This window comes from Bradyrhizobium sp. 521_C7_N1_3 (assembly GCF_052075975.1).
Taxonomy (GTDB): Bacteria; Pseudomonadota; Alphaproteobacteria; order Rhizobiales; family Xanthobacteraceae; genus Bradyrhizobium; species Bradyrhizobium japonicum.
Genome location: NZ_CP197232.1, coordinates 9,883,727 through 9,895,649, shown reverse-complemented (window position 1 = coordinate 9,895,649; position 11,923 = coordinate 9,883,727). Strand labels below are relative to the sequence as shown.

12 protein-coding genes are annotated in these 11,923 nt (G+C 65.2%); 10 read left to right on the top strand and 2 right to left on the bottom strand.

Annotated features, from left to right (window positions below):
• Nucleotides 1-9 precede the first annotated feature (9 nt).
• The 7 genes from AB7008_RS47010 to phoB all read left to right on the top strand — a co-directional run bounded on the left by AB7008_RS47010 (nucleotide 10) and on the right by phoB (nucleotide 6,717).
• Nucleotides 10-1,308: an ATP-binding protein gene (locus AB7008_RS47010; RefSeq protein ID WP_014491294.1), complete on the top strand. Its 1,299-nt coding sequence runs from the start codon at nucleotides 10-12 to the stop codon at nucleotides 1,306-1,308.
• Nucleotides 1,309-1,452: 144 nt separating this feature from the next.
• Nucleotides 1,453-2,466 (top strand): phosphate ABC transporter substrate-binding protein PstS, encoded by a 1,014-nt coding sequence (pstS, locus tag AB7008_RS47005; RefSeq protein ID WP_014491295.1) that lies wholly within the window; start codon nucleotides 1,453-1,455, stop codon nucleotides 2,464-2,466.
• Nucleotides 2,467-2,609: 143 nt separating this feature from the next.
• On the top strand, nucleotides 2,610-3,599 hold the full coding sequence (gene pstC / locus AB7008_RS47000) for a phosphate ABC transporter permease subunit PstC (protein ID WP_028148027.1): 990 nt from the start codon (nucleotides 2,610-2,612) through the stop codon (nucleotides 3,597-3,599).
• 4 nt (nucleotides 3,600-3,603) lie between these two features.
• A complete protein-coding gene (pstA, locus tag AB7008_RS46995; protein WP_014491297.1) occupies nucleotides 3,604-4,449 on the top strand; it encodes a phosphate ABC transporter permease PstA in 846 nt (281 codons plus the stop codon).
• Complete coding sequence (gene pstB / locus AB7008_RS46990; protein ID WP_014491298.1) at nucleotides 4,446-5,267, top strand: phosphate ABC transporter ATP-binding protein PstB; 822 nt, start codon at nucleotides 4,446-4,448, stop codon at nucleotides 5,265-5,267. The genes pstA and pstB overlap by 4 nt, the downstream gene beginning before the upstream one ends.
• Nucleotides 5,268-5,278: 11 nt before the next feature.
• Nucleotides 5,279-5,995, top strand: coding sequence for a phosphate signaling complex protein PhoU (phoU, locus tag AB7008_RS46985; protein WP_028155152.1), 717 nt, complete (start codon nucleotides 5,279-5,281; stop codon nucleotides 5,993-5,995).
• Between the two features lie 14 nt (nucleotides 5,996-6,009).
• The gene (phoB, locus tag AB7008_RS46980) at nucleotides 6,010-6,717 is read left to right on the top strand and encodes a phosphate regulon transcriptional regulator PhoB (protein WP_014491300.1); all 708 of its coding nucleotides are present in this window, start codon (nucleotides 6,010-6,012) and stop codon (nucleotides 6,715-6,717) included.
• Between the two features lie 103 nt (nucleotides 6,718-6,820).
• Here the strand turns inward: phoB and AB7008_RS46975 are convergent, their stop codons facing one another.
• Complete coding sequence (locus AB7008_RS46975) at nucleotides 6,821-7,333, bottom strand: GcrA family cell cycle regulator (protein WP_014491301.1); 513 nt, start codon at nucleotides 7,331-7,333, stop codon at nucleotides 6,821-6,823.
• A gap of 456 nt (nucleotides 7,334-7,789) precedes the next feature.
• Here AB7008_RS46975 and AB7008_RS46970 point away from each other — a divergent pair, with 456 nt between their 5' ends.
• The 3 genes from AB7008_RS46970 to AB7008_RS46960 all read left to right on the top strand — a co-directional run bounded on the left by AB7008_RS46970 (nucleotide 7,790) and on the right by AB7008_RS46960 (nucleotide 11,184).
• Nucleotides 7,790-8,998, top strand: a complete 1,209-nt coding sequence (locus AB7008_RS46970) for an aspartate aminotransferase family protein (protein ID WP_028155151.1) — start codon at nucleotides 7,790-7,792, stop codon at nucleotides 8,996-8,998.
• Entirely contained in the window at nucleotides 8,998-9,921 is a 924-nt protein-coding gene (gene argF, locus AB7008_RS46965) for an ornithine carbamoyltransferase (protein ID WP_014491303.1), read from the top strand. The genes AB7008_RS46970 and argF overlap by 1 nt, the downstream gene beginning before the upstream one ends.
• Before the next feature lie 255 nt (nucleotides 9,922-10,176).
• Nucleotides 10,177-11,184: an Hsp33 family molecular chaperone gene (locus tag AB7008_RS46960; protein ID WP_304492000.1), complete on the top strand. Its 1,008-nt coding sequence runs from the start codon at nucleotides 10,177-10,179 to the stop codon at nucleotides 11,182-11,184.
• Nucleotides 11,185-11,352: 168 nt separating this feature from the next.
• On the opposite strand, the gene apaG is transcribed toward AB7008_RS46960, so the two are convergent.
• Nucleotides 11,353-11,745, bottom strand: coding sequence for a Co2+/Mg2+ efflux protein ApaG (apaG, locus tag AB7008_RS46955; RefSeq protein ID WP_014491305.1), 393 nt, complete (start codon nucleotides 11,743-11,745; stop codon nucleotides 11,353-11,355).
• Nucleotides 11,746-11,923: the final 178 nt, after the last annotated feature.

Sequence of the window (11,923 nt, the reverse complement as noted above, 5' to 3'; positions counted from 1 at the left end):
CCCGCCCCGATGGCGATCGACGCCCCATCTTCTCCCTCGGCGCAGCCCTGGTCCGACCGGCTGCGGCACTCGACCGTTATCCTGATCGCCGCGGCGCTGGCGCTGTCGGTGGTGGTCTCGCTCGGCGAATTGTCAGTGATGCGGGCGGCGACGGTATTCCTCTGCATCGCAGCCGCGGCGCTGATCCCCTGGCGCCTGCACGACAATGCCGCCTCGCGCGACGACACCCGCCGCGTCAACCCGGTCGAGAGCGCGGCGGTGGCCGCGGTCGTCGCCGGCATGCCGGATCCGGCCGTGCTGCTCGACCGCGCCGGGCGCGTCATCCATCTCAATGCCGCCGCCGCCCAGCTGGCGCCGGCGCTGCGCAAGAACGAGCTCGCCCAGTTCGCGCTGCGCTCGCCGGAGATCATCACCGCGCTGCGTGAATCGATCGCCACCACCGAACCGCGGCGCGCGACCTATCTCGACCATGTCCCGGTCGACCGCTGGATGGAGCTGATCATCACGCCGGTGCCGGTGCCGACCTCCTTCGGCGGCGCCGACAAATGCATGCTGATGACCTTCCACGACCAGACGCCGCTGCGCCGGGTCGAGGAGATGCGCGCGGACTTCGTCGCCAATGCCAGCCACGAGCTGCGCACGCCGCTTGCCGCGCTGTCGGGCTTCATCGACACGCTCCAGGGCCAGGCCAAGGACGATCCCAAGGCGCGCGAGCGGTTCCTCGGCATCATGCACAACCAGGCGACCCGGATGGCGCGCCTGATCGACGATCTGCTCTCGCTGTCGCGGGTCGAGCTGTCGGCCCATGTGCGGCCCGACACCCTGGTCGACCTGCTGCCGATCATCTTCCAGGTCGCCGACGGGCTCGAGCCGCTGGCGCGGGAGCGCCAGGTCGAGGTCGAAACCCATCTGCCCGAGACCCCGGTGATGATCGCGGGCGACCGCGAGGAGTTGCTCCGCCTGTTCGAGAACCTGATCGAGAACGCACTCAAATACGGGGCGTCGGGCGGACGTGTCATCGTGTCGCTGGCCGCGGCGGCAGCCACTGATGGAACTCAGGAAATCCGGGTCATGGTGCGCGATTTCGGCCCCGGCATCGCGCCCGAGCACCTGCCGCGACTGACCGAGCGGTTCTACCGGGTCGACGTCGGCGACAGCCGCTCGCAGGGCGGGACGGGGCTCGGATTATCGCTGGTGAAACATATTCTTAACCGCCATCGCGGCCGGCTTTTGATCGAGAGCGTGCCAAAGCAGGGCGCCGTTTTCACGGCCTGTTTTCCCCAAGCGAAGACCGCGGCTTCGACTTGATATTCAAGCGATTTCAATCGCTTGGATGTGTCATCCAGCTGTCACGAAACCTTCGTAAAAGCACAGCCGACCGCTCCTAAAGGGGCGGCACGGGGAGCGCGATCGGGCGCGGATGGCGCTTCGCTCCCCTGTATGGAGACCACCATGAATTTCATCAAAACGATCGTCGCTGCCGGCTTGGTCGCCGCATCGGCGACGGCGGCTTTTGCTGCCGACATTACGGGTGCCGGTGCGACGTTCCCGTTCCCGATCTATTCCAAGTGGGCTGACGCCTACAAGAAGGAGACCGGCAACGGTCTGAACTACCAGTCGATCGGCTCCGGCGGCGGCATCAAGCAGATCCAGGCCAAGACCGTGACCTTCGGCGCCAGCGACGCGCCGCTCAAGGCCGAGCAGCTCGAGAAGGACGGCCTCGTCCAGTGGCCGATGGTGATGGGCGCCATCGTTCCGGTCGTCAACATCGAGGGCGTGAAGCCCGGCGAGCTGGTGTTCGACGGCGAGACCCTGGCCAGCATCTATCTCGGCAAGATCACCAAGTGGGACGACGCCGCGATCAAGAAGCTCAATCCGAACGTGAAGCTGCCGTCGGACGCGATCACCGTGGTCCGCCGCTCGGATGGTTCGGGCACCACCTTCAACTTCACCAACTACCTCTCCAAGGCCAGCGCGGACTGGAAGAGCAAGGTCGGTGAGGGCACCGCGGTCGAGTGGCCGGTCGGCGTCGGCGCCAAGGGCAACGAAGGCGTGTCGGGCAACATCAGCCAGACCAAGAACTCGATCGGCTACGTCGAGTACGCCTATGCCAAGCAGAACAAGCTGACCTACACTGGTCTCGTCAACAAGGCCGGCAAGCCCGTGCAGCCGACGGTCGAGGCCTTCCAGGCCGCGGCTTCCAACGCCGACTGGGCCAAGGCTCCCGGCTACTACGTCATCCTGACCGACCAGCCCGGCGACAAGTCCTGGCCGATCACGGCGGCGACCTTCATCCTCATGCACAAGGATGCCACCGACAAGGCAGCCTCGCAGGAAGCCATCAAGTTCTTCCGCTGGGCCTTCAAGAGCGGCGGCAAGGCGGCTGAAGAGCTCGACTACATCCCGATGCCGGACCCGGTCGTCCAGCTGATCGAGAAGACCTGGGCTGCCGAGATCAAGAGCTAAGCGCTCTTGTCCCGGACTGGGCGCCGGGGTCTGACAAGACCTCCGCTCCGGATCGGCCTCGCGCCGCATCCGGAGCGTAAGACCAACAACAAGACCGACAACAAGCGTATATCAAACGGGCACAGGGGATCGGCGTGGCAGAGATGGCCGTTCAGAGCGATGTAATCGACGACGCCGGACCTTATGATCGCGCCAAGGCCTTGAGCGCCTTCAAGCTCGGCGACGTGACCTTCTACTGGATCACGCGGCTCTCCGCGATCTCCGTGCTGCTGATCCTCGGCGGCATCATCATTTCGCTGATCGTCGGCGCCTTCCCGGCGATGAAGGAATACGGCCTCTCCTTCCTGTGGACGCAGCGCTGGGCGCCGTCCGCCGATCCGCCGGTGCTCGGCGCGCTCGGACCGATGTACGGCACGCTCGTGACCTCCTTCATCGCGATGCTGATCGCCATTCCCGTGGGTCTCGGCATTGCGATCTTCCTCACCGAGCTCTGCCCGCAATGGCTGCGCCGCCCGATCGGCATGGCGATCGAGCTGCTCGCCGGCATCCCCTCGATCATCTACGGCATGTGGGGCTTCTTCGTGCTGGGCCCGTTCCTGGCCAACACTTTCCAGCCCTTCATGATCAAGATCTTCGACGGCGTCCCCGTGCTGGGCGCCATCTTCGCAGGTCCCCCGTCCTATCTCAGCCTGTTCAACGCCGCGCTGATCCTCGCGATCATGGTGCTGCCCTTCATCACCTCGATCTCGGTCGACGTGTTCAAGACGGTGCCGCCGGTGCTGAAGGAAGCCGCCTACGGCGTCGGCTGCACCACCTGGGAAGTCGTCCGCAGCGTGGTGATCCCCTATACCCGCGTCGGCGTCATCGGCGGCGTCATGCTGGCGCTGGGCCGCGCGCTCGGCGAGACCATGGCCGTGACCTTCATCATCGGCAACTCGTTCCGCATCTCCTCCTCGATCTTTGCCCCGGGCACCACGATCTCGGCGGCGATCGCATCCGAGTTCGCCGAGAGCGACGGCCTGCACCAGTCCGGCCTGATCCTGCTCGGCCTGCTGCTGTTCGTGCTGACGTTTTTCGTGCTCGCAGCGGCGCGGTTGATGCTGATGCGGCTGGAAAAGAAGGCGGGGAACTAGCGCCATGAACCCGATCTATTCACGCCGCCGCCGCAAGGATATCGTCGTTCGCGGTCTCTGCATGGCCGCCGCCGCCTTCGGTGTCACCTGGCTTGCGCTGATCCTGATCACGCTGCTCTACAACGGCATCGCCGGTCTGAACCTGGAGATCTTTGTCGCGGACACTCCGCCTCCGGGCTCGACCGAAGGCGGCCTGCGCAACGCCATCGTCGGTTCGATCATCATGACCGTGCTCGGCGTCGGTATCGGCGCGCCGCTCGGCCTGTTTGCCGGCACCTATCTTGCCGAGTACGGCCGCAACGATCGCCTGACCTCGGTGATCCGCTTCATCAACGACATCCTCCTGTCGGCGCCCTCGATCATCATCGGCCTGTTCATCTATGGTGCGGTGGTGGTGCCGATGCGCGGCTTCTCGGCGATCGCAGGCGCGCTCGCACTCGCGGTCATCGTCATCCCGGTGGTGCTGCGCACCACCGAGGACATGTTGCTGCTGGTGCCGAACGCGCTGCGTGAGGCGGCGTCCGCGCTCGGCCTGCCGCGCTCGCTGGTGATCAAGCGCATCGCTTATCGTGCCGCGCGTTCCGGCCTCATCACCGGCGTGCTGCTCGCGACCGCCCGCGTCGCCGGCGAGACCGCGCCGCTCCTCTTTACTGCGCTGTCGAACCAGTTCTTCAGCCTCGGCCTGAACAAGACGATGGCGAACCTGCCGGTCACCATCAACAACTTCGTCCAGAGCCCCTACGCCTATTGGAAGCAGCTCGCCTGGAGCGGCGCGCTGCTGATCACGATTACCGTGCTTGCCCTGAACATTGGCGCGCGCATCCTTGGCGCCGAGAGGACCGCAAAATGAGTGAGCTTTCCGTATCGATGAGCGCGGCCGGTGGTTTGCCGCAGGCGCCGGTGTTGCCCGAGGCTCCGGCCAAGGTGACGGTGCGCAACCTGAACTTCTATTATGGCGAGCACCACGCGCTGAAGAACATCAATCTGGCGCTCGGGACCAACCGAGTCACGGCGTTCATCGGCCCGTCGGGCTGCGGCAAGTCCACCCTGCTGCGCATCTTCAACCGGATGTACGATCTCTATCCGGGCCAGCGCGTCACCGGTCAGCTCATGCTCGACCAGACCAACATCCTCGACCCCAAGCTGGACCTCAATCTGCTGCGCGCCCGCGTCGGCATGGTGTTCCAGAAGCCGACGCCGTTCCCGATGACGATCTACGAGAACATCGCCTTCGGCATCCGTCTCTACGAGAAGATCTCGAAGTCCGAGATGGACGACCGCGTCGAGAAGGCGCTGCGCGGCGGCGCGCTGTGGAACGAGGTCAAGGACAAGCTCAACGCCTCCGGCCTGTCGCTCTCCGGCGGCCAGCAGCAGCGCCTCTGCATCGCCCGCACGGTCGCGGTGCGGCCCGAGGTGATCCTGTTCGACGAGCCCTGCTCGGCGCTCGACCCGATCTCGACCGCCAAGGTCGAGGAGCTGATCCAGGAGCTGTCCGAGAACTACACGATCGCGATCGTCACCCACAACATGCAGCAGGCGGCGCGCGTCTCCGACAAGACCGCCTTCATGTATCTCGGCGAGCTGATCGAGTTCGACGACACCAGCAAGATCTTCACGTCGCCGACCGACCGGCGCACGCAGGATTACATCACCGGCCGGTTCGGCTGAGGAGACGGAACATGGGTTCTGAACATACCGCAAAGGCCTTCGACACCGACCTCCAGGAGCTCACGCGCCTGGTCGCCGAGATGGGCGGCATCGCCGAGCGCATGATCGTCGACTCCGTCGACGCCCTGATCCGCCGCGACGTCGCGCTCGGCCAGCGCGTCGTGACCATCGATGCCGAGCTCGACGCGCTCCAGAAGAAGATCGAGGAGCGCGCCGTGCTCACCATCGCGCGCCGCCAGCCGATGGCGGTGGATCTGCGCGAAATCGTCGGCGCCATGCGCGTCGCGACCGATCTCGAGCGGATCGGCGACCTCGCCAAGAACATGGGCAAGCGCGTTGCGGCGCTGGAGACCGATTTCCACCCGCTCAAGCTGTTCCGCGGCCTGGAGCACATGACCGACCTCGTGCAGCAGCAGGTCAAGTCGGTGCTGGACGCCTATGCCGCGCACGATCTGCCCGCGGCGATGGCGGTGTGGAAGGGCGACGAGGAAGTCGACGCCATCTGCACCTCGCTGTTCCGCGAGCTGCTCACCTACATGATGGAGGATCCGCGCAACATCTCGTTCTGTATCCACCTGATGTTCTGCGCCAAGAACATCGAGCGCATCGGTGACCACGCCACCAACATTGCCGAGACCGTGTTCTACATGATCGAGGGCCAGGCGATCACCGACAAGCGGCCGAAGGGCGACATGACGACCTTCGCCACGACGGTCCCGAACACTTAAGGAGCGACGACACCATGGGCGCACGCATTATGGTGGTTGAGGACGAGGAAGCTCTCACCGAGCTTCTCCGCTACAACCTCGAAGGCGACGGCTATGACGTCGAGACGGTGATGCGCGGCGACGACGCCGACACCCGCCTCAAGGAGCACATCCCCGATTTGATCGTGCTCGACTGGATGCTGCCGGGCCTCTCCGGCATCGAGCTGTGCCGGCGGCTGCGCACCCGGCCCGAGACCAAGCAGCTCCCGATCATCATGCTCACCGCGCGCGGCGAGGAGAGCGAGCGGGTGCGGGGTCTTGCGACCGGCGCCGACGACTACATCGTCAAGCCGTTCTCGGTGCCGGAGCTGCTGGCACGCGTGAAGGGCCTGCTCAGGCGCGCCAGCCCGGAGCGGCTCGCCACCGTGCTCGCCTATGGCGACATCGAGCTCGACCGCGACAAGCGCCGCGTGGCGCGCTCGGGCCGGCCGATCGATCTCGGCCCGACCGAATATCGCCTGCTGGAGTTCTTCCTGGAGCATCCCGGCCGCGTGTTCTCGCGCGAGCAGCTGCTCGACAGCGTCTGGGGCCGTGACATCTACATCGATGAGCGCACCGTCGACGTCCATATCGGCCGCCTGCGCAAGCTGCTCAATCTCGGCCGCGAGCAGGACCCGATCCGCACCGTCCGCGGCGCGGGCTACGCACTGGATGATCGCTTTGCGAAGGCGGAGCAGGCGTAAGGTCCGCTGCAAGCCGGCAAACAAAAAGCGCGCCGGGTGGCGCGCTTTTTTCTTGCTCGATCGTCCCGGCTCTGTGCCGGGACAGGGTTGTCTGGAACTGTACTCAGCGCGGACCCGGCTTCGCCGGCGCGCGCCGGCGATCGGCCGCGGGCTGATACGCCACGCGCGAGTGCTGGGCGCAGTAGGGCAGGCCGGAGAGCGCCTTGCCGCCGCAGAAGAAGAAATCCGGGCTCGAGGGATCGCCGACCGGCCAGTGGCAGGTGGCCTCGTTCAGCTCCAGCAGCGACAGCCGCTGGCTCATCGGCACGACGTTGTCGTAGGTGACCGGTTCGGCCTCGACCTCGACTTCGAAGGCTTGTGCCAGCGCGGTGTTGCCGCGTGCGATCGGGCGGGTCACCCGCATCATGTGCTGGGCGGGGCGCGCCTTGCGCGGCCGCGGCGCTGCCGATGAAGGGCTCTTGGCGCGGCCCGACAGGCCGAGCCGGTGCACTTTGCCGATTACGGCATTGCGGGTCACATTGCCGAGTTCAGCGGCGATCTGGCTGGCCGAAAGTCCGGCCTCCCAGAGCTTTTTCAGCTGCTCGACGCGATCATCCGACCAGGTCAAAACGGTCATTGCACCCTTTCCTCCGCCGGCGCCTGCCATCCTGGCGGCCGCACGGCGAATGCCTAAGCCTCGAAAAACCCGTGCCGCCAGAATCCCTTAAGGCTCGCCGGGCGCGCCAGATGCGCCCGAACGCTTACGCCGGTACATGAGGACTTAGAGGATCAGAACTGCTGCACGAGATGTCGTATCTGACAAGCCAAACGCTACAATATGGCGTGACTCACGCGCAAGAGTCCGCCGACTCGCTTCCACATGTTCCGTGGCGGAAATACGCAAAATCGCCACCGCAAGACTACGGATTCTGCGTTTCGCGAGGCTTTCCGGGCGGCATTGACACCGGTTTCACCAGGCATAAGATAGTCACACGTGCCGCCCTTAAAAGGCGGCACGTTTCGTTTTCCGGGCCGGTCAATGGTGCGTTGCGCAATGCACGCTCACGCCGTCCGCAACATTCAAGTGATCGTCATGACTAACAGCGCAGCGCCGCATTTGCTCCCCGTTTTCGCCAGGGCCGACCTCGGTTTCGAGCGCGGTGAAGGCTGCTGGCTGATTGCGACCAATGGCGATCGCTATCTCGATTTCACCTCGGGCGTGGCGGTGAATGCGCTCGGCCATGCTCATCCTGCGTTGGTCAAGGCGTTGCAGGAGCAGGCCACCAAACTCTGGCACATGTCGAACCTGTTCCAGAGTCCGGACGGCGAGAAGCTTGCCGCGCGTCTGTGCAACGAAAGCTTCGCGGACTTCGTGTTCTTCTGCAATTCCGGCGCCGAAGCGCTGGAAGGTGTGATCAAGCTGGTCCGCCATCATCACTTCTCCAAGGGGCATCCGGAGCGTTACCGCATCATCACCTTCGAAGGCGCCTTCCACGGCCGCACGCTGGCAACGCTCGCCGCGACCGGTTCGGCAAAATATCTCGAAGGGTTCGGCCCGCCGATGGATGGCTTCGACCAGGTCCCGCATGGCGACATCGAAGCCGTCAAGAAGGCGATCGGTCCGCAGACCGCCGGCATCCTGATCGAGCCGATCCAGGGTGAGGGCGGCGTACGTTCGGCAACGCCCGCCTTCCTGAGGGCGTTGCGCCAGCTCTGCGACGAGAAGGGCCTGCTGCTCGCGTTCGACGAGGTGCAGACCGGCATGGGCCGCACCGGCGATCTGTTCGCGCATCGCCGCACCGGCGTCACGCCTGACGTGATGTCGCTGGCCAAGGCGCTCGGTGGCGGTTTCCCGATCGGCGCGGTGCTGGCGACCGCGGACGCGGCTGCCGGCATGGGTCCCGGCTCGCACGGCTCGACCTTCGGCGGCAATCCGCTCGCGATCTCTGCTGCCAACGCCGTGCTCGACGTCATGCTCAAGCCCGGCTTCTTCGACCACGTGCAGAAGATGTCGCTGCTGCTCAAGCAGAAGCTCGCCTCCGTGATCGATCGTTATCCCGACATCGTCAGCGAAGTGCGCGGCGAAGGCCTTCTGATCGGCATCAAGGCCGTGGTGCCGTCAGGCGATCTCGGCGCGGCATTGCGCAACGAAAAATTGCTCACGGTCGGCGCCGGCGACAATGTCGTGCGCTTCCTGCCGCCCTTGATCGTCACCGAAGCCGAGATCGAGGACAGCGTCGGGCGGCTCGAGCGCGCCTGCGCCGCGATCTCGTCCAGTCAGACCAAGCGGGCGGCAAGCTGATGAGCAAGTCCCCGAAGCACTTTCTGGATATCAACGAGCTCCCGTTGTCGGAGCTCAAGAGCATGCTCGCGGCCTCCTCCGCCATGAAGGCGAAGCAGAAAGCGCACCAGCCGGTGAAGCCGCTGGAAGGCAAGACGCTGGCGATGATCTTCGAGCGTCCGTCCACGCGCACCCGCGTCTCGTTCGACGTCGCCATGCGCCAGCTCGGTGGCGAGCCGATCATGCTGACCGGTGCCGAGATGCAGCTCGGTCGCGGCGAGACCATCGCGGACACGGCGCGCGTGCTGTCGCGCTATGTCGACGCCATCATGATCCGCATCCTCAATCACGAGGCCCTGCTGGAGCTGGCGGAATATGCGACGGTGCCCGTCATCAACGGCCTGACACGGCGCTCGCATCCTTGCCAGGTGATGGCCGACCTCATGACTTACGAAGAGCATCGGGGCCCGATCGAGGGCAGGACGGTGGCCTGGACCGGCGACGACAACAACGTGCTGGCGTCCTGGGCGCATGCCGCCGAGCGTTTCAAGTTCAAGCTCAATGTCGCGACGCCGCCGGAGCTCGCGCCGAAAAAGGTGATGCGGGACTTCATCAAGGCTACCGGCGCGCCGATCGTGCTCGGCACCGATCCCGAGGCCGCCGTGAAGGGCGCCGACTGTGTCGTCACCGACACCTGGGTGTCGATGGGCGACAAGGAGGGCGAGCACCGTCACAACGTGCTCAAGCCCTATCAGGTCAATTCGAAGCTGATGTCGCTGGCCAAGCCCGATGCGCTGTTCATGCACTGCCTGCCCGCCCATCGCGGCGAGGAGGTCACCGACGAAGTGATCGACGGCCCGCAATCGGTCGTGTTCGACGAGGCCGAAAACCGCCTGCATGCGCAGAAGGGCATTCTGGCCTGGTGCTTTGACGCGGTGAAGTAATCTCACTTGTAGCCCGGATGGAGCGCAGCGAAATCCGGGTTCGTGTCCGCAGTTGGAGTGGTCCCGGATTGCGCTACGCTCCATCCGGGCTACGCGGGCTATCGCGTAATCCTGTGGCTATGGGTCCCGTATCAGCGCTTTTCGCGCCCCGGGACGACATCGAATTTGCAGGATCCTGTGCGATCATAAGTGCATCCGGAACACACCACCCTTGCGCCCCTTCCATTTTCGCCCTCCGACCCCAGATAAAGCGCCATGGTTTCCCAATCCCCTGACATGAATACCGGGCCTGAAGGCCCGGTTCGCGCACCATCAGCGGTTCCCATCGATGACGCTGTGCTGCCTTACGAGGTCGACGCACTCGACGTGCGCGGCCGTCTCGTGCGGCTCGGTCCCGCGCTCGACGAGATCCTGACCAAGCACGACTATCCCGCTGCCGTGGGCAAGCTGCTCGGCGAGGCCATCTTGCTGACGACGCTGCTTGGCTCGGCGCTGAAGTTCGAGGGCCGCTTCATCCTCCAGGCCCAGACCGACGGTCCGGTGTCGTTCCTGGTCGTCGACTACATGGCGCCGGATCGCCTGCGCGCCTATGCGCGCTACGATGCCGAGCGCCTCGGCGAGACGAAAGATTCCGGCACGCTCCTCGGTAACGGCCATCTCGCCATGACCATCGACCAGGGGCCCGACATGAGCCGCTACCAAGGTCTGGTCGCGCTCAACGGCGGCAGCCTGGAAGATGCCGCCCACGAATATTTCCTGCGCTCCGAGCAGATCCCGACGCGCGTGCGTCTCGCGGTCGGCGAGGAGTGGCGCTCGAACGACGGCGGCAAGCATCGCTGGCGCGCCGGCGGCATGCTGATGCAGTTCCTGCCGAAGGCGCCCGAGCGCGCGCGTCAGGCCGATTTGCATCCCGGCGATGCGCCCGAAGGCGCGGAGGTGCATGCTGTCGCCGAAGACGACGCCTGGGTCGAGGCGCGTTCGCTGGTCGAGACCGTCGAGGACGTCGAGCTGATCGACCCCGAACTCTCCGGCGAGCGGCTGCTGTTCCGCCTGTTCCACGAGCGCGGCGTACGTGTGTTCAATCCGCTGGTGCTGAAGGCGCAATGCTCCTGCTCGCGCGACGCGGTTGGTGCGATGCTGAAGAGCTTCTCGCCCGACGACCGCGCCGCCATGGTCAAGGACGACAAGGTCGTCGTGACCTGCGAGTTCTGCTCGTCGGTGTACCAGTTCACGCCGCATGAGGCGGGCGTGGAAGACGCGTAGGCGTCGCATCCTCCGTCATTGCGCGCCACACACTCGGTGTCATCGCCCGACTTGATCGGGCGATCCAGTCGTAGGGTGGGCAAAGCGCAGCGTGCCCACCATCTTATGCGCCACGTTCGGAATGGTGGGCACGGCGCTTTGCGCCTTTGCCCACCCTACGGCGCCGCGCTAGTTCAACACGCGCTTGTTGTCCGGGCTGTCCAGCGAGAATGTCGGCACGTCGATCTCGAAGCGTTCCCCGCTTTCGCTGACCATCTGGTAGCGGCCGGTCATGAAGCCCGAGGCGGTCGCGAGCGGCACGCCGGAGGTGTATTCGAAGCGCTCGCCGGGAGCCAGGGTCGGCTGCTCGCCGACGACGCCCTCGCCCCTGACCTCCTGCTGGCGGCCGGTGGCGTCGGTGATGATCCAGTGCCGCGTCTTCAGCTGCACGGTTTCGTCGCCGGAATTGGTGATGACGATGGTGTAGGACCAGAAATAGCGGGAGCGGTCGGCCGACGACTGCTCCGGAACAAAGTTCGGCTCGACGGTCACTTCGATCTGGCGGGTCACGGCGCGATACATGGCTGCCATCATAACGAAAACCCGGCCGGGAACCAACGCCCGCAGGCGGTTTTGGCGACATCGTGCCGCCAGAATTGCCGAGGAAGTAGACCCAATGTGATCCGACCGCTTTGCGAGACGACGGCCGGACCTGTACACTCCTTGATACGTCGCGAATTGCGGAAGGGTTTCGGGCCCC